General features: G+C 43.2%; 14 protein-coding genes. 11 read left to right on the top strand and 3 right to left on the bottom strand.

Annotation, left to right across the window (positions count from 1 at the left end):
- Nucleotides 1-457 precede the first annotated feature (457 nt).
- The 5 genes from INT03_RS07100 to sstT (INT03_RS07080) all read left to right on the top strand — a co-directional run bounded on the left by INT03_RS07100 (nt 458) and on the right by sstT (INT03_RS07080) (nt 6,298).
- Entirely contained in the window at nt 458-1,078 is a 621-nt protein-coding gene (locus INT03_RS07100; protein ID WP_193008393.1) for a cysteine hydrolase family protein, read from the top strand.
- A gap of 187 nt (nt 1,079-1,265) precedes the next feature.
- Nucleotides 1,266-2,945, top strand: coding sequence for a leucyl aminopeptidase (locus INT03_RS07095; RefSeq protein WP_193008392.1), 1,680 nt, complete (start codon nt 1,266-1,268; stop codon nt 2,943-2,945).
- Between the two features lie 36 nt (nt 2,946-2,981).
- Nucleotides 2,982-3,470 (top strand): DNA polymerase III subunit chi, encoded by a 489-nt coding sequence (locus tag INT03_RS07090; protein WP_193008391.1) that lies wholly within the window; start codon nt 2,982-2,984, stop codon nt 3,468-3,470.
- A 213-nt stretch (nt 3,471-3,683) separates the two neighbouring features.
- Nucleotides 3,684-4,886 carry a serine/threonine transporter SstT gene (gene sstT / locus INT03_RS07085; protein WP_193008390.1) on the top strand — a complete coding sequence of 401 codons (1,203 nt, stop codon included), beginning with the start codon at nt 3,684-3,686 and terminating at the stop codon, nt 4,884-4,886.
- Between the two features lie 209 nt (nt 4,887-5,095).
- On the top strand, nt 5,096-6,298 hold the full coding sequence (gene sstT, locus INT03_RS07080) for a serine/threonine transporter SstT (RefSeq protein ID WP_193008389.1): 1,203 nt from the start codon (nt 5,096-5,098) through the stop codon (nt 6,296-6,298).
- Nucleotides 6,299-6,390: 92 nt separating this feature from the next.
- Here sstT (INT03_RS07080) and INT03_RS07075 read toward each other — a convergent pair whose 3' ends face one another.
- Together INT03_RS07075 and INT03_RS07070 are read right to left on the bottom strand one after the other, a co-directional pair.
- Complete coding sequence (locus INT03_RS07075; RefSeq protein ID WP_045442974.1) at nt 6,391-6,714, bottom strand: chaperone modulator CbpM; 324 nt, start codon at nt 6,712-6,714, stop codon at nt 6,391-6,393.
- 92 nt (nt 6,715-6,806) lie between these two features.
- Nucleotides 6,807-7,790, bottom strand: a complete 984-nt coding sequence (locus tag INT03_RS07070) for a DnaJ C-terminal domain-containing protein (RefSeq protein ID WP_193008388.1) — start codon at nt 7,788-7,790, stop codon at nt 6,807-6,809.
- 851 nt (nt 7,791-8,641) lie between these two features.
- Here INT03_RS07070 and INT03_RS07065 point away from each other — a divergent pair.
- A complete protein-coding gene (locus INT03_RS07065) occupies nt 8,642-9,004 on the top strand; it encodes a septal ring lytic transglycosylase RlpA family protein (RefSeq protein WP_045442968.1) in 363 nt (120 codons plus the stop codon).
- Nucleotides 9,005-9,115: 111 nt separating this feature from the next.
- On the opposite strand, the gene INT03_RS07060 is transcribed toward INT03_RS07065, so the two are convergent.
- Complete coding sequence (locus INT03_RS07060) at nt 9,116-11,137, bottom strand: ABC-F family ATP-binding cassette domain-containing protein (protein WP_193008387.1); 2,022 nt, start codon at nt 11,135-11,137, stop codon at nt 9,116-9,118.
- Nucleotides 11,138-11,604: 467 nt separating this feature from the next.
- Here INT03_RS07060 and erpA point away from each other — a divergent pair, with 467 nt between their 5' ends.
- The 5 genes from erpA (at nt 11,605) to mpl (ending at nt 17,556) form a co-directional block, all read left to right on the top strand.
- The gene (erpA, locus tag INT03_RS07055; RefSeq protein WP_045443732.1) at nt 11,605-11,985 is read left to right on the top strand and encodes an iron-sulfur cluster insertion protein ErpA; all 381 of its coding nucleotides are present in this window, start codon (nt 11,605-11,607) and stop codon (nt 11,983-11,985) included.
- Between the two features lie 349 nt (nt 11,986-12,334).
- Nucleotides 12,335-13,909, top strand: a complete 1,575-nt coding sequence (gene gshA / locus INT03_RS07050) for a glutamate--cysteine ligase (protein WP_193008386.1) — start codon at nt 12,335-12,337, stop codon at nt 13,907-13,909.
- A gap of 76 nt (nt 13,910-13,985) precedes the next feature.
- Nucleotides 13,986-14,513: a disulfide bond formation protein B gene (locus INT03_RS07045; protein ID WP_087814904.1), complete on the top strand. Its 528-nt coding sequence runs from the start codon at nt 13,986-13,988 to the stop codon at nt 14,511-14,513.
- 488 nt (nt 14,514-15,001) lie between these two features.
- Complete coding sequence (locus INT03_RS07040; protein WP_193008385.1) at nt 15,002-15,640, top strand: copper resistance protein NlpE N-terminal domain-containing protein; 639 nt, start codon at nt 15,002-15,004, stop codon at nt 15,638-15,640.
- A 410-nt stretch (nt 15,641-16,050) separates the two neighbouring features.
- The gene (gene mpl, locus INT03_RS07035; RefSeq protein WP_193008384.1) at nt 16,051-17,556 is read left to right on the top strand and encodes a UDP-N-acetylmuramate:L-alanyl-gamma-D-glutamyl-meso-diaminopimelate ligase; all 1,506 of its coding nucleotides are present in this window, start codon (nt 16,051-16,053) and stop codon (nt 17,554-17,556) included.
- Nucleotides 17,557-17,905 lie beyond the last annotated feature (349 nt).

The following is a 17,905-nucleotide window of genomic DNA, read 5'->3' as shown; positions in this document are numbered from 1 at the left end:
CGATAACTGGACAATAGAAATACAAGACCGTGCTGCTCAATCAGATACTTAAACAGCCTTAAAAGCAACGGCAAAAAATATGAAAATATCTGCGAGACGGGTTAGCGACATGCTGTAAAAATTAGCGATAAAGATAACCGCTAATCCTAGCATATTTTGCTCAAAAATGGCTGTGAAATGTGTTTGCAAACATTGCGTCCATCTTGCTATAACGCTGTATGGCTCACTAATAATAGATAAGATATGAAAAGGATTATGAAAAGGATAACGAGCATTTAACTCATTAGTTTGTCTTATCTAAGAAGCCTTTTTATTAAGTCTTTGCACGACCTTTTTACTTGATGTCATTTGGAAACCTTTGTGTGTCATTCGTATCACTGCCCTCGCACCATTAGAATTACTTGTTAAACTGAGAAAACTAAAAATTCCTAATTAGCTCGCCCAATGGAGAATATTAATGACAAATAAACTCGGTTCTACCCCTTCTACTTTACTTGAACTTGCTGGCGGTCAATTTGATACGCTCGATTGGTCAAATTGCGCCGTGGTTTTTATTGATTATCAAAACGAATATGTCGATGGGGCGATGCCATTGGGGCAAGCTGGTACGAACGCCATTGCAAATGCGCGTCTATTGCTAGATAAAGCTCGTAAACAGAACGTCCCTGTCTTCCATATCGCCCATCACGGCGCAGATAATGGCAATGTTTTTGATCCTTTATCATCTAACGTCGAGATTACCGCTGAATTACAACCAAAGGATGGCGAAACCGTCATCGTCAAAAAAAATCCCAATGCGTTTCATGATACCCAGCTGCAAGCGCTTATTTCAGCTGCACAAAAACAGCAAATTATTTTTGCAGGTTTTATGAGTCATATGTGTGTTAGCTCAAGCGTGAGAGCCGCCTTTGATTTAGGCTTTGACAGTTTTGTTTGCCATGATGCTTGTGCCACTCGCGACCTGCCTGACTATAAAAAAGAGAAAATCAGCGCTGATACCATGCATGCTACCGCCATGGCAGCACTGCAAGATAGATTTGCCGCTTTAGTAGCAACCGATGAGTTAGTTAATAGCTAATAAGCGGTTCGAACCCATGACAACCTTGCTCACTGCGCACTCACCTCGCAATATGCTACACTATTGCGATTGCTTGATTGGCCAAACAATCTGATAATTTAACAGGTATCAGCAATTAAAAAAATCTGCCATTTTCATAGCGTTAACGTCATAACTATAATGTCATAACCCCAATAAGGATAAATATATGAATATTAAATTAACCCAAACACTGCCAAAAACCCATACGCAAAAAATCCTCAAAAAAGAAGCGAAAAGTAAAGACGCGGCCTGCCTCGTCGTCTTAATCGATGATCAAAAAAATATCTTAGCTGAGTCAGTATTGAGCGATTATCAAACCCGTATTGAGCAATTGATTGAAGTATCGCACTTTAACGGCAAAGCTTGCGAAACCGTCGCTGACTATGCGCTAGCGGGTGATAAGAAAACCACCAAAGAAAATCCAGTACAGCTATTATTGGTCGGTGTGGGTAATGTTGATAAATTGCGTCATAGCGTTCTAGAAAAAATTGCTAAGACCATTTATAAGAGCACCCAAAAACGCGTCGACTCTATCACTGTAGTGCTGGGCGATAGCTTAGAAGAAAACCAGTTTAGCCAATTTGCGCTGAGCCTACTGGCAGCAAGCTATCGTTTTGACAAGTACAAATCTGAGCAGCAAACGCCTGTTTTAACGGATATCTACTTATTGGCAGAGCCATCTTTAGAAGATTCGTTAGACTTTGCACAAGCGGTCTTTACTGGTCAAAGCTTGACCCGTGATGTTGCCAATGAGCCGGGTAACATCTGTTTCCCAGCATATATGGCAGAACAAGCACAAGAATTGGCAGCCACTTATCCTGACCTCTTAAAAGTAACGGTACTTGGTGAAGACGAGATGTCAGCACTGGGTATGAACTGCTTCTTATCGGTCGCGCAAGGCTCTACCAAAGAAGGCAAACTGGTACTCATGGAGTATCGCGGCAAGTCTAACTTTAGCGCCAATACTGATAGCGATATTAGCAAAGCCACCACCAACAGCGCAAAAGTCGCTGGCGGTCTAAAAGCGTTGGCTGATAAATTACCAACCAAAGCTGCTAGCAAAAAAGCCGCTAAAAATGCTGAACAGAATAGCGAAGACAATGCCCAAAGTGCACACGATGATGCCCCTATCGTCTTAGTCGGTAAAGGTGTTACCTTCGATTCAGGTGGTATCTCAATCAAGCCGGGTGCGGCGATGGATGAGATGAAATTTGATATGGGCGGTTCTGCTGCGGTACTTGGTACTCTAAAAGCATTATGTGAAGCGCGTCTACCGATCAATGTCGTCGGTGCCCTAGCTTGTGCTGAAAATATGCCATCAGGAGAGGCAACGCGCCCTGGCGATATCATCATAGCAATGAACGGTAAGTCCGTTGAAATCCTGAATACCGATGCTGAAGGTCGTTTAGTATTGTGCGATACCTTATGCTACGTGCAGAAGTATTATCAGCCAAAAGCCATCATTGATGTCGCAACCTTGACTGGTGCTTGTGTGGTTGCGTTGGGTCATGTACGCTCGGCAGTCTTTAGTAATGACGAAGATGTGTTGTTTGACTTAGAAAACGCCAGTAACTTATCGGGCGACCTAATCTGGCACATGCCGATGGATGACGAATATCAAGCGCAGATTGACTCGCCTATCGCTGATATTCAAAATATCGGTGGTAAAGGTGCGGGCGCTGTGACTGCTGCCTGTTTCTTATCGCGCTTCATCGAAGAAGGTCAAGCATGGGCGCATTTAGACATCGCTGGTACGGCATGGGTTTCAGGTCAAGACAAAGCCGCGACTGGTCGTCCAGTGCCATTATTCATGCAATACCTAAAAAATAGCGCAAATATGGCATAATCTATTGATGAATCACCATTCAATGAAAACCACTTTATGAAAGTTAGCTTTTATGTATTAACTGAGAATAAAGCCCAAGATTTCTTGGGCTTTATTTGTCAGCTGACCCAGACGGCGCTCAATAAAAGCAGCCAGTCGTTATTGATTCTTATCGAAAAAAACGATGCATTGCTGTCGACGCTTGATGAAGCCCTTTGGGCACAAGACGATACGAGCTTTATACCGCATCAACGCCTTTTAGATTCTAATCCTGAAGGCGCCGATATTGACGGTGTTCATACTGATATTAATAATCAATTATTAGCACCAGTGTTGCTTGCCAGCTATATGCCAGCCGACTTTAAAGGGATCGTACTCAATACTACGATACGTCCCATTAATGACTATATAAATGCTACCAGCAATACATTGCCAACTCGTATTTTAGAGCTTATCAAACCTGATAATGTCAGCACTGAGGCAGGACGCGCTAAATATAAGCATTACCAGCAACTCGGCTATGAGCTTACCCATTTCAAAGTTTAATCTTCTATTACAAAATCAAACGCCAGTCATGGCGTTTTTTTGTGCTTAAATGTCGACTTTTAAAATTCTTAGAGGCTTATAAGTACGTTATTGCCTACTGCCTTATAAAATCAGTCAGTAGGCGCTTATCACAAAAAATGCTAACATCCTTCGGTCGTTAAGCTAACGATTGTTAAGCTAATATTTATTTCCAAATAGACTAAAGGGGTAAAAATGCATTCATTAATAGCGATGTACCAACGAATCGGATTGGTAACGCTGATTGTTATCGGTTTAGTACTAGGTACTTTGATAGGATGGCTAGCGCCAAGTGTAGGTATTGCCTTAGGTATTTTGGGGACTCTGTTCGTAGGTGCCCTAAAAGCCGTTGCCCCTATACTGGTATTTTTCTTAGTGATGGCAGCTATCTGTCAACATCGTAGCGGTAATAAGGTCTATGTAAAACCGGTGCTGTTTTTATATCTGATAGGCACTTTTATAGCCGCTTTGGTCGCTGTTGGTGCCAGCTTTTTATTCCCAACCGAATTGACGTTAGTGAATGCGACCATCGAGCAAGTACCGCCAGCAAACTTAAAGGAAGTATTTAACAATTTATTACTCAGTCTAGTCGCCAATCCAGTTGCTGCCCTAGCCAATGCTAACTATATCGGTATATTAGCTTGGGCCGTTATTATGGGTATTGCGCTACGACAAGCTGGCGAGACGACTCGCAGCACTGTCAATGACATTGCAGATGCCATCTCAAAAGTAGTCAAATGGGTCATCGCGCTAGCACCTTTTGGTATCTTGGGATTAGTCGCCAATACCGTCGCTGATACTGGCTTTGCTGCGCTATTGGGCTATGCACGAATTTTGCTAGTACTGATAGGCTGTATGTTGTTTATTGCTTTAGTGACTAACCCTCTCCTCGTATATTTCAAAACGGGTAAAAACCCTTATCCACTGGTATTCACCTGCTTACGTGAATCTGGTATTACTGCGTTTTTTACCCGTAGCTCTGCTGCCAACATTCCTATCAATATGAACCTTGCCAGCAAATTAGGGTTACATGAAAATACTTATTCAGTCACCCTGCCATTAGGCGCTACTATTAATATGGCAGGTGCAGCGATTACTATTAATGTGTTAACCCTTGCAGCGGCGCATACTTTGGGTATTGAAGTTACCTTTGGCTCAGCATTACTGCTAAGTCTAGTCGCTACGATTAGTGCTGGTGGCACCTCTGGCGTCGCTGGTGGCTCATTACTACTCATTCCTTTGGCGGCCAGTTTATTCAACATTCCTGATGATATTGCGCTTCAAGTGGTGGCTATTGGCTTTATTATTAGTGTGCTGCAAGACTCCGCAGAGACCGCCTTGAACTCGTCAACTGACGTATTATTTACTGCTGCAGCTGATCCAAAATATGCGCGCTAATATCACTTGAGATGACCATAACAAACCAATCATCTTAAATTAATAGGTATAAAAATAAAAAAAGGGCTTAACGGCCCTTTTTTTGGTTATAATTTACCCAATTTATTCTGTTTTACGAATCTTACCTTTATACGAGTATGAGACTAGTAAAGCAAAAAATATAAAATGGCTTGATCTCTTTTATTATTCATTAGATTGTCGGGGTAAGGATGTATTCATTTTTTGCGATGTATAAGCGCATTGGTCTAGTACCACTTATTATTATCGGTTTGATAGCGGGAGTATTGATAGGTTGGTTGGCACCAGATATCGGTATTGCCTTAGGATTATTGGGTACCTTATTCGTGGGCGCACTAAAAGCCGTCGCACCGATACTGGTATTTGTGTTGGTCATGGCGGCCATTAGCCAACATCGCAGCGGTAATGAAGTTTACGTCAAGCCTGTGCTCATCATGTATATGTTTGGCACTTTTTTAGCCGCACTAACGGCAGTTGGCGCGAGCTTTTTATTCCCGACAGAACTGGTATTGGTCAACGCCACAATTGAGCAAGTCCCACCAGCCAACCTCAAAGAAGTACTGACCAATCTACTACTAAATCTGGTCGCCAATCCTGTTAATGCCATCGCTGAAGCCAACTATATTGGTATTTTAGCGTGGGCAATTATCATCGGTTTCGCACTGCGCCAAGCCAGTGATACCACACGCACTGTGGTCGGTGATTTTTCTGATGCCATCTCCCAAGTGGTGAAGTGGGTCATTGCCCTAGCACCTTTTGGTATCTTGGGTTTGGTCGCCAACACCGTCGCTGAGACAGGCTTTGCGGCTTTGGCAGGTTATGCGCGTATCTTGATGGTACTGGTCGGTTGTATGCTATTTATCGCTTTGATTGCCAATCCTATTATTGTACTGATCAAAACGGGCAAAAACCCTTATCCGCTAGTATTCAAGTGCTTGCGTGAGTCAGGGATTACCGCATTCTTTACGCGTAGCTCGGCCGCCAACATTCCGGTCAATATGAACCTTGCCCGCAAACTGGGTCTACACGAAGATACTTATTCGGTGACGATTCCACTGGGTGCGACCATTAATATGGCCGGCGCGGCGATTACGATTAACGTCTTAACGCTTGCAGCCGCGCATACACTCGGTATTGAAGTGACCTTTGCCTCAGCACTGCTACTCAGTTTGGTTGCAACCATTAGCGCCTGCGGTGCCTCTGGTGTCGCTGGTGGTTCATTATTGCTTATACCATTAGCAGCAAGCTTATTTAATATTCCAAACGATATCGCCATGCAAGTGGTTGCGATTGGCTTTATCATTGGTGTGATACAAGATTCGGCAGAAACGGCGTTGAACTCCTCAACGGATGTACTGTTTACCGCAGCCGCTGATCCAAAATATGCGCGTTAAACGCTAAATATATTATTTGCAAAAAAAGGGTCTCATTTTAGAGACCCTTTTTTTGTGCTGATTTTTTATGTACTGAATAAAGGGGAAATAAGTTATTTTAAATGATCGATTTCAATTTCAATCACTGGTGTCTGCATGTCTAATTGGCGTTTAAATTGGCGTAATTGTTCGAGCTCATCCAATAGCTCAAGTATCAAGCCAATCGCAGGAACACTGGCTTCAAAGTCGCGGCTAAGGCGCGAGGCACGGCGCACTGTCGTCAGCTGATAACCAGTGAACTGCTCACGTTCCGGCACATCATATTCGATGATGTCCTCTTCAATCAATTCGATGACCCATTGGCGCTCTTGGCCACAGGCAGATACCAGCTCATCCAAGCTCATGATAATGTCGGTAAATTCAGGCGAGTGTTTCATAGCTATTATCCTCGTTTGCTCTTTATTTCATCGTTATCGTATGGTCTTCATCTCTATTACAGTGTTTCAATGTGAGTAATTTTTGGTGGCCATTAACGACTAATATTGATATCGGCAAAGGCTTGTTTTAGTTGCTCATAAGCTTGGGTCGCAGCCTCAGTGCTGATATCAGGGTTCACGATGTTTAAGGTTAGATACAAATCACCCGCTTGCTTAGCAGGGATACCTTTACCTTTTAGACGTAAATTGCTACCAGACTTGCTGTTCTTAGGCACAGTCACAGCAAGCGTACCAGCTGGCGTACTGACGTTGATTTTTTCACCCAACGCCGCTTCCCATGGCGCTATATTGACGGTTTGATAAACATCAGCGCCTTCGATACGGATATTGTCTGCATGACGGATTTTTACTTTTAAAAATAAATCGCCGTTTTTACCGCCACCAATACCAGCGGCACCTTGCCCTGCTAGGCGAATTTGCTTGCCATCAATAATGCCTTTAGGGATTTTAATTTTCAGCGTTTTGTTGTCATACTCGACACTGCCATTCGGTTGACGAATAGGGACATTCAACTTAATGCTGTAGTCGTCGCCATTATAAACGGACGCCAAATCAACCGTAATCTCTGCATGTTGATCTTGACCTTTACTATCTTGCGAGCCAAAACCACCACGCTGCGATTGTCCACCAGCTGAACCACGTGCACCGCGACCAAATGCCGAAAAGATGTCATCGAAGCGGAAGCCACCATCGCCATAAGCTTCGCCTTCACCAAACTGATCTTTGATATCTTCCCAGCGATAGCCGCCCTGCCCGCCACTTGCATATTGACCACCAAAACCACCACTTTGACCAGCAAAGGGATTGTCTAGCATGGCGTCATATTCGGCACGCTTTTCTTTATCTCTAATGGTTTCGTAAGCATTATTAATCTCAGCAATCTTATTGTCTGCATCTGGATCATCGCTCACATCAGGGTGATATTGACGCACAAGCTTACGGTATCTTTTTTTAATATCTGCAGCTGACGCGTCTTTTTTGACCCCTAAAATGTCATAGTAATTTTTCTCTGCCATGTTTTTGTCCTCAACATAAAAGCATGTTAATGATACTGGTATGCCCATTTTAAACGATATGGTATGGAAATTTATTCAACTGCGACATAACAGGTGGTAACGATAGTCTATCTAATAATGATAGTAATATAAAAATTCAATACCGTTATACAAATATTACCAGTAATAGTGCCGAACAACAGCAGTGTTTAGGTTGTTTGAAGCACTTGGGGCGTGTTGAACATTCGATCATGGCACTGACAGGGACTATTTTTCAGGCGATTCGACGTTAAAAATAGTAAGTTTAGTCATTCTAAGCGTCTCTTTTTAACAATGAAGCGGCAAAAAAGAGTCCTGTCCCCTTCTGTTAATATCGGGGCTGATACTAAATTTGCCCCATACTACGTTGCAATTCTAGCTAAGGTATTAACATTATCTTCGACTTGCGCCTTGGCTGGAACAATTTTAGCTATCAGCAGTGCCCATTTGTGAATGTTCAACACGCCCTAATACATTGTTATTCACTTGTGCCACGGTAGTCATGTGTTTCTCTATGATTCTGGCATTACTATTCTTTGATAACCACAGACGTCATATCAATTTAACACTCACCCTAATGAAAAAATAGAGAGTCAAGCCAAAAATACCATTAACAATGTAAATTATTATTTAAAACAATTACATACAGATCACTGGTATTCACTAGCTAGCGTGCATAAATGAGCGTTTTGACCTTAGTAGTTCTTTTACAGAACCGTAAGAATATGACAAAGTATGTGTTGTAAAATGGATATATTATTTATACTCATAGGGAGTATGAATAACATAGGCAAGTGTATCTGTCTATTTTATAAATTGCTTAAAGGTATTAAATGTCTTATTTAATCAAGTCTTTGGTTATCACATTATCACTACTGCTGAGTACCACCGTTTTTGCTGGAAACACCAGTTATTACGGCAGTCAGTTCCACGGTAAACGCACCGCTAGTGGTAGTATCTTCAACATGAACTCTTTGACCGCTGCGCATCGCACGTTGCCGTTTGGTACGAAGGTACAAGTGACCAACAAGAAGACAAAGCAGAGTGTAATCGTAAAAATTACCGATAGAGGCCCTTTCATTCGGGGTCGTATTTTGGATTTATCGAAAGCCGCTGCTGGTCAAATAAACTGTCAGTTATGTACGACCACAATGGAAATACTGTCTTATGGTGATGGTAAATACCGTAAGGAATAACGTAATAAAAAAGGGAGAGCCAGCGCTCTCCCTTTTTTGTGACTGTCTTTATCAAGTAAAAATAGCTTAAAAAACAATCAAAACCTGTTATTTACTATAGCGAACAGCTCTCTACTCAAAACCCGCTTCCATTTCTTCTAAGGTCGTCATCAAAAGCAATAGTTTTTCTTCATTGTCACTGTGCTGCTGCTGCAATGCCGTTTGCTCGTTAAGTAATAACAGCAAGTCAGACTTGCGACCTTCTTCGTACAAATCCGTATCAGCCAGTTTTTCTTCAAGGGTCACGAGCTGTCCATCAATTTTAGCCAATGCCTTTTCTATCTCTTCTATCTCACGGCGAATAGGCGCGGTGAGTTTGCGTTGTTCAGCCGCCAATTTGCGCTGCGCATCTTTACTAAGCGTAGGCGTCGTCGCTTTAATTTTTGATGAATTATCAGGTGCTTTATTACTCACTTGACCATTATCTGTTTCACGTGAAACGAACTTCTTACTCTCTTTTTTACTTTTCTTCTTACTGGTACTTTTATCTGATGAGTTCTCTTGCTTACGCTTTTCTGCCAGCCACTTACCGTAGTCGCTGATGTCACCATCGAACTCCTCGATTTGACCATCATGTACCAAAAACAGCTCATCACAGACGTTAGCAATCAACTCACGATCATGCGAAACCAGTACCACTGCCCCCTCAAATCCTTGCAAGGCGATGGTCAACGCTTGGCGCATTTGTAAGTCCAAATGGTTGGTCGGTTCATCGAGTACCAGAACGTTCGGACGTTGCCAAACAATCAATGCCAGCGTCAAACGCGCACGCTCGCCACCAGAGAATAGCTCACTCGGCGTATCGATACGCTCACCGCGGAAGTCAAAGCTGCCTAAAAACGAGCGTAACATCGCATCAGAGGTTTTACCAGCTAGACGACGCAACATCTCTATCGGTGTTGCCTTGGCATCCAAGATATCCATTTGATGCTGGTTAAAGTAGCCTAATTTTAGGGTATCCGAAACACGATACGTCCCTGTTAATACGCCAAGCTCACCGACCAATGCCTTAATCAATGTTGATTTACCTGCGCCATTCATACCTAGTAAGCCAAGACGCGTATCCGGCGTTACTTGCACATTGGCATTATATAGAAGTGGCGTATCGCTATAGCCAATATCCGCTTTGGTCAGCTCAATCAGTGGTGAGCTCATATTTGCTGGCTCATAAAAGCGGAAAGAGAACGGGTTGTCCGCCATCATCGGTGACAGCTCAGCCATGCGCTCAAGCTGCTTGATACGGCTTTGTGCTTGCTTAGCTTTACTGGCTTTAGCACGGAAACGACGAATAAAGTCATCCAAATGTGCTTTGGTCGCTTCTTGCTTCTCAAAGGCTTGCTGCTGCTGCGCCATACGCTCATGACGGGTGCGAATAAATTGCTGATAGTTACCCGTATAAAGCGTGATTTTTTGTTGTTCTACATGAAGAATATGACCAACAGTCGCATCCAAGAATGCTTGGTCATGCGAGATGACGATCACGAGACCCATAAAAGCATTGATCCATGTCTCAAGCCAAAGGATCGCATCCAAGTCCAAATGGTTGGTCGGCTCATCGAGTAACATTAAGTCCGCACGGCTCATCAAAGTTTTGGCAAGGTTTAGACGCATGCGCCAACCACCCGAAAACCCTTCTACGGGTAATTCATGCTGGCTGGTATTAAAACCAAGACCTGCCATAATTTGGGCCGCTTTAGTCGGCGTACGATAGCCATCAATTTCATCAAACTGCTGATGCAATACCCCGATCTGCTCATCACTGACGCTACTCAAATCATTCAAAGAAGCATTAATCTCATACCACTGCTCATCACCGCTCAATACATAATCAATCGCAGACTGCGTTGTAGCGCCGACTTCCTGAGCCATGTGTGCCACATGCCAGCTATCAGGAATACTGACTTCACCTCTATCAAGCGTGACCTCGGTATCTCCTCTGCCCATTCGCGTCAACAATAAGGCAAATAAGGTAGATTTGCCGGTGCCGTTGTTGCCCGTCAAGCCAACTTTGTGGCCCGGATGTAGCTGGAAGCTTGCCCCTGCAAACAACTCACGACCATCACGGCGAACACCAACGTCTTTAAATTCGATCATATAATCTCTTCAACTCAACAGTAATATAAAATATAAGGCAATAAAAAACACACATCTGGCATGTTAACTGGCGGCTATTATTTCAAACGCTTGCCCCATAGGCAAACGATTAAATAACTATTTCAAAACCAAGTGTTTATTCGCACAAAAAGTCTTTCTCTTAGCATGAGTTTATGGGGATAATAACCGCTAGTATCAATCAGCCACCTTCAGCCAGTAGCGTCACTCTTGACAAACGAATCAATATCCCCATTATGATATACTGCGATGAGATAAGTGCCCGTTATCAACCAAATCGTTGTAATGACACAGATATCATATTTATAATGCACCATTAGTCATACCAATAGCAGCGCTATAATAACAGCACCCAATTGAATCAAACGCCGTGCGTATCTTTATTTGCAACTATTTCATTGCAAACCCTAACTGGACGACCGCATTTGATCCTAGCAACTGAGGTAGATATGAACGAATCAGCCAACCAATTTAATCCAAGCGCCAGCCAGCCAGTAGACCCAACTGTTTTAAGCTTAACCGATAGCGCTGCACAAAAGGTGCGACGTCTACGTGAAGAAGAAGGCGACAGCGATCTGATGTTGCGTGTCTATGTGACGGGCGGCGGCTGCTCAGGTTTTTCTTACGGCTTTAACTTCGCCAATGAGCTGAATGAAGACGATGCCAATTTTGACAATGACGATGTAACCTTGGTCGTCGATTCACTAAGCTATCAGTATTTACAAGGCTCTACCGTTGACTATACTGAAGGGTTAGAGGGCGCACGCTTTATCGTCACCAATCCAAATGCCACCACCACGTGTGGCTGTGGCTCATCCTTCTCTATTTAAGTTGGCGAGACGCATGACTTTTGATCAAGATACCTTCCTCGTTAGTCAACGCTATCATAAACCGCTTAACGTCGTACTTTTGAAGCATCTATCTCGTAGGTAGATGCTTCTTGTTTTATGCGTTTTTTAGAAAAAAGTAACGCGCTGTGCATAAAATTTTTTATTGAAATACCTATTAAAATCAAGAGGAATGAGCGCCTGTAAAGCTTATCGTATTTGTAATTGTCCGTGGTTTTCAGGGCAGCTTTGAGCTAAACTGACGGCATTCTTAATCCAATATTTACCTTCATTATGGTCAAACGCCAGTCGTGTTTTGAGCCGCCATAATAAATAACAATAGATGACTATTATGAGTAATTTTGCGAGTAGCTTTGTGAATTTTGACATTCCTAATTGGTTTGATAGCCAGCATTTAACGGGCATGCTCCGCGGTATCGAAAAAGAAGGGCTGCGCGTAAGACCCGATGGTTACTTGGCTCAGACGCCGCATCCAGCCAAACTTGGCTCAAAGCTCACCCATCCGTTTATCACAACTGATTATTCAGAAAGCCTACTTGAGCTAATTACTGACCCTAAAACCTCACCAAAAGAGACGCTAAACATGCTGCGTCAGTTGCATGTATTGGTCTATCAAGCCATGCCTGAAGGTGAGTTGATGTGGCCGCTGTCTATGCCTTGTATGCTGTCATCGAATGATGAAGACATCCCACTGGCTAATTATGGCAGCTCTAATACGGGTAAGCTCAAGACGCTATACCGTAGCGGGCTTGGTATTCGCTATGGTCGCCGCATGCAAACGATTGCAGGTTTACATTATAACTTGTCTTTTGGTGACGGATTATTTGAAGTTTGGCAAGCTGAAATACCTGCTGCACAAGCGCAAACGCTGACAGAATTTAAAAACGAAAAGTACTTAGGGCTTATCCGTAACTTTAAGCGTCTGACCAGTTTGGTACTGTATTTACTGGGTGCTAGCCCTAGCGTTTGTCCTTGTTTCTTAGCTGGTCGCGAGCATGATTTAGAGCTACTAAACGACTCAACCTACTATAAGCCTGCTGCCACCAGCCTACGTATGGGCAAGCTTGGTTATACTAATAGTGTGCAAGAACAGCTCGATATTCGTTATAACTATCTGCCAGAGTATGTCGATGGACTGCGCCGTGCGATTCAGACTCCGCACGAAAGCTTTGCCAAGCTTGGCTTAGATGATGCCGATGGCAACCCTATCCAAATCAACAATCATATTTTACAAATAGAAAATGAATACTATAGCCCTATTCGTCCCAAACAAATCGCGATGAGCGGCGAGACACCGACCGAAGCATTAGAGCGCCGCGGTATCGCCTATGTTGAGTTCCGTGCAATCGATCTAGACCCTTATAGCGATGTCGGTATTCGTCTGTCTAGCGCTTGTTTCTTAGAGGTCATGGCGCTGTACTGTCTGCTGAGCGACTCTCCTGATCTGTTACCTGAGGAAGAAGAGACCCTAGCCATCAATCTTGAGCGCGTGGTAAACGAAGGTCGCCGCGAAGGCTTACACATTATAAACAACGGCGAAGAGCAACTGCTTGAGAGCTGGATGCTGATGCATTTAGAGCGTATGCAGCCATTGGCAGCACTGCTTGATGCTCATTATGGTGGCAACGACTACCGTGCAGCAGTCGCGTTAATGCAAGGCAAAGCAGGACATTCTGAATCGACCATTTCAGCACAAGTCAACTCTGATAGTCAACGTTTAGGCAGCTTATGGCAGCTTGGCTTTACCTTGGCGCAGCAGCATCGTGAGTCTTTATTACAGCAAACGCTTAGCCCAAACACCCAAGCCAAATATGAAGTGTTGGCAGAAAAATCGATATTACAGCAAGCTGAGATTGAAAAAGCCGAAACTGAAGATTTTATGGAATTTTTACAGCAATATCGCTAAGCTATGATTGCTGAGTTCTGAGTTCTGACCGCCACTTAACGTGTATAGATGACTATTTTATAAGAGTAACTGCCCGATGCTAAAGCTGACCACTTACCGCAATTTGCAAATATTTTTGGTGATAATAGCCGTAATAGGTATGAGTTTTGCGCTGTTTTTTTTACAGCGCTATATGGGGTTTTCGCCTTGCCCACTGTGTATTTTTCAGCGTATTGGCCTCATAATCATGGGCAGTTTTGCTTTGATAGCGGCATTATTCAACCCTAAATCTAAGGCAGTTAGACTGGTATTATGGCTTGGTAGCTTAGCAGGTATCGGCTGGGCGACTGCCGTGGCTGGACGTCATGTTTGGCTACAGCATCTACCTGCCGATCAAGTACCTTCTTGTGGCCCAGGGCTGGATTATTGGTTAGATACGCTACCGATTTTGCAAGTATTTAAAGAAGTTTTTGCAGGTTCTGGCGAATGTGCCTCTGTTGAGTGGACATTTATGGGTCTGAGCATTCCTGAACAATCTTTGATTCTATTTAGTCTGCTATTGGTGGTACACGGGTTGATATTATGGCGCATTTTACGACCTGTTGCCCCTAACCGTCTTGCTTGATAGCGAATTAGCCCCTACGCTGCTTTTTGCTATATCCTTTGTTTTTGCTAGATCCATTTTTCCAAACGAACAGGCGTGTTTATTACTAGACGTCTGTTCTTTAATGAGCCACTATTAAATATCTCCGATAATTTTGGTTCGTCATATCTATCAATGTTAAACCATTATTCTTAGCTCATGGCTAAACCTATCATAACAAAAAGGCCACAGAGATATCTTTAACCTTTGATATCTTGACACAGTTTATTTGCTTTTGATGGGTAAAATAGCGTTTTAAATATCCATCACTATTGACTGGTTGGCGATAGGCTACCGATAGCTTCTTCTCGCCGCCTAGCCTCAGATGGCACTTGTAGTCTCGTAGTCTTCTACTCTAATTTAAACATTTATACTTCCTATTATCTTTCCTTTTTGACAACGTATTGAGTTGTCGATAGTGTCGATAATCATTTGGAATGACTATTAAAAAACTGTTTTTTGGTGTGACCATGATATATTTTTTGCCTACTTGTTCTAACACGCTAACTATCCTCAAACGCGGTGGTTGTTGCTTGCTAGCGCTGCCCCTCTGTGTGCTGCTCATCGGCTGTGATAGTACCTCGTCTAGCGGCGATAAAGGTATGACGACTAAGGTCGCCCCTATCGATCATGTAGAAGAGAACAGCGCACAAGCCAGCGCAGAGAACTTGTCAGAGACCAATCTATTAAATGCGGGTAGTGAGCTAGATAAAGTGTCAGAAGGACAATCGCTGATCGCGGCTGCCCAATCGAGTAACGGTACATATCCCCATCAATCGCTGACACGCTCAGAGCCGCGTAATGGCACGTTACAAGCCACGTTAATGGGCGATTATGGTGGCATGGTACCCTGTAAATCTTGTGATAGCACTGATATTACATTGAATTTGTTCGCTGATGGTTCAGTGCTAAAAACCAGTATAGATAACAACCCCGAAATGCCGAATGCACCCCTGTTTGAGCCGGGTGTTTATCGTCAAGACAATGATATGATTACGATTGTCTATGAAGACAAAAACATTGAAGCGTATCATATTCAAGACAATCATCTTGTCTTAATGGATGAACATAAAAAACCTAACAATGACTATACCCTGTCGCGTAAATAATAAAATAGCGGCATAAACATTTAGATGCTCTGAATATAGTGATGCTCAATGAGCCAAACCATTCTTTTAATAACGCCTACTTACTGGGCGTTTTTTATTGGTCATCATGCGGTGTTTACTTTACAATAAGTGCTTGTTTTCGACGCTGCTATTTGGCGAACCTATGCTGTTTTTGTGACAGAATATAGGGTCGAAGCAATATAAAGTAGAGATAAGGCAAGCGAGCGTCAATAGTACGTTTGGTACATGAAGCACGGTTAACATCGCCACCATTTATAATATTTTAATTATAGCCAAGACTGATGATCATTAGGTTGAGCGTATCCTAGAATACACCACGGTTAATATCGGTAACTTTTGGGACAATGCTCCATTTTTATTCTTTTAATTTAAGCTCGTACGGAACGTCTATGCATATTCATATTCTTGGTATTTGTGGTACTTTTATGGGCTCGCTGGCATTGCTAGCGCGCGAGCTTGGGCATACGGTCACGGGCTCAGATGCCAACGTTTATCCGCCGATGTCCACCCAACTGGAAAACGCGGGCGTGACCATTGAGCAAGGCTATCTGGTAGAGCATTTACAACCAGCACCAGATTTAGTCGTCGTTGGTAATGCCATGAAGCGCGGTATGGATGTCATCGAATATATGCTGGACACAGGTCTACGCTATACCTCAGGACCACAGTTTTTATCTGAGCAGGTATTACAATCGCGTCATGTGATAGCCGTTGCCGGTACTCACGGTAAAACCACGACGACGACTATGCTCGCTTGGATATTGCACTATGCGGGTATCGACACTGGGTTTTTAATCGGCGGTGTGCCACTGGTTGATACCACTGATGAGCATTTACAGCACGTCTTCGCTCACAGCAGTTACTTGGGTGCTGACAAAATTGATAATGACGATTCGGTAAATACTGGCTATTTCGTTATCGAAGCGGATGAATACGATTCTGCATTTTTTGATAAGCGTTCAAAGTTCGTTCATTACCGTCCGCGTACGGCTATTTTAAACAACCTAGAATTTGATCATGCGGATATTTTTGTGGATCTTGAGGCTATTCAGACCCAATTCCATCATATGGTGCGCATGATTCCAAGTACGGGCAAAATCATTATGCCTACAGCGACTGCCAGCTTAGAGGAGACGTTAGCGAAAGGGGTTTGGACACCCGTTTGGCGGACCACCGTACTGGGCTCAGCGCCACATACCACCCATACTATCGATGAGCACTCAAAAGATAGTAGCGATTGGCAAGCTGAACTTATCAGCGAAGATGGTGGTCAATTTGCGGTTAGTTTTATGGCTAATATTGCTGATGAAGAAGCCACAGGAGTCGTCGATTGGTCGATGAGCGGCATGCATAATGTGAATAACGCCTTGGTTGCTGTCGCAGCAGCTTATAACATCGGCGTCAGTGTCAAAACTGCGTGCGCGGCGTTATCAGCATTTGCGGGCATTAAACGTCGGATGGAGCTGATTGGCGATGTCAATGATATCTTAGTCTTTGATGATTTTGCTCATCATCCTACAGCCATTACTACGACTTTAGATGGTGCCAAGAAGAAACTGGCGAACAGACGAATTTGGGCGATTATTGAACCACGCAGTAACACCATGAAAATGGGTATCCATCAAGACAGCTTGGCTGAGTCTGCTGCTCTCGCCGATCATACCTTATGGTATGAGCCGACAGGACTGGAGTGGGGTTTAAAAGAAGTCATTGAAAATGCCAATAGCGCAAATCCTAACATGGGCAACCAACAGGTGCTCTCTAGTATCGATGCTATCATCGAGCATATCGACACGCATGCAAAAGCGGGTGACGCCATTGTGATTATGTCGAATGGCGGTTTTGAAGGTATTCATCAACGCTTATTAACTGCGCTACGTAATAAAGCCACTTAATAAAGCTACGCAACAAATAATCTAGCCGGTCTAGTTCTGGTATTAAATAAGAGCGTTGCTTATTATAAATGAGCAACGTTTTTTTATGATCAGCTTTTTCCGATTACTTGCAATTACTGTAGAGAGGAGCAACACTAGGGAGCGTCGATATCCAAAAATGCCTTAATATATAAATGGCGTTTTCGACTTCACTACCTTTGTAACCTTTCATTTACCTATTCTACCTGCATATTAGCAAATCTACGATTTTCCTCACATAGCTCATACACTGGTAACATTTCGCGCTTACCTTTACGTCTATACAGTGCTTACAATGAGCTTATCAAAATTGATTAACTATTATAAATGA

It is taken from the genome of Psychrobacter sp. PG1 (assembly GCF_014897815.1).
In the GTDB taxonomy this organism is placed as follows: domain Bacteria; phylum Pseudomonadota; class Gammaproteobacteria; order Pseudomonadales; family Moraxellaceae; genus Psychrobacter.
This window is presented reverse-complemented; position numbering and strand designations above follow the sequence as displayed.

What these genes read in the sequence shown, in the direction of transcription:
- erpA (WP_045443732.1), top strand. Translation starts at nt 11,605, where the DNA reads ATGAACGAATCAGCCAACCAATTTAATCCAAGCGCCAGCCAGCCAGTA.
- INT03_RS07045 (WP_087814904.1), top strand. Translation starts at nt 13,986, where the DNA reads ATGCTAAAGCTGACCACTTACCGCAATTTGCAAATATTTTTGGTGATA.
- mpl (WP_193008384.1), top strand. Translation starts at nt 16,051, where the DNA reads ATGCATATTCATATTCTTGGTATTTGTGGTACTTTTATGGGCTCGCTG.
- INT03_RS07095 (WP_193008392.1), top strand. Translation starts at nt 1,266, where the DNA reads ATGAATATTAAATTAACCCAAACACTGCCAAAAACCCATACGCAAAAA.
- INT03_RS07060 (WP_193008387.1), bottom strand. Translation starts at nt 11,137, where the DNA reads ATGATCGAATTTAAAGACGTTGGTGTTCGCCGTGATGGTCGTGAGTTG.
- gshA (WP_193008386.1), top strand. Translation starts at nt 12,335, where the DNA reads ATGAGTAATTTTGCGAGTAGCTTTGTGAATTTTGACATTCCTAATTGG.
- INT03_RS07040 (WP_193008385.1), top strand. Translation starts at nt 15,002, where the DNA reads ATGATATATTTTTTGCCTACTTGTTCTAACACGCTAACTATCCTCAAA.
- INT03_RS07075 (WP_045442974.1), bottom strand. Translation starts at nt 6,714, where the DNA reads ATGAAACACTCGCCTGAATTTACCGACATTATCATGAGCTTGGATGAG.
- INT03_RS07100 (WP_193008393.1), top strand. Translation starts at nt 458, where the DNA reads ATGACAAATAAACTCGGTTCTACCCCTTCTACTTTACTTGAACTTGCT.
- INT03_RS07090 (WP_193008391.1), top strand. Translation starts at nt 2,982, where the DNA reads ATGAAAGTTAGCTTTTATGTATTAACTGAGAATAAAGCCCAAGATTTC.
- sstT (WP_193008390.1), top strand. Translation starts at nt 3,684, where the DNA reads ATGCATTCATTAATAGCGATGTACCAACGAATCGGATTGGTAACGCTG.
- INT03_RS07065 (WP_045442968.1), top strand. Translation starts at nt 8,642, where the DNA reads ATGTCTTATTTAATCAAGTCTTTGGTTATCACATTATCACTACTGCTG.
- sstT (WP_193008389.1), top strand. Translation starts at nt 5,096, where the DNA reads ATGTATTCATTTTTTGCGATGTATAAGCGCATTGGTCTAGTACCACTT.
- INT03_RS07070 (WP_193008388.1), bottom strand. Translation starts at nt 7,790, where the DNA reads ATGGCAGAGAAAAATTACTATGACATTTTAGGGGTCAAAAAAGACGCG.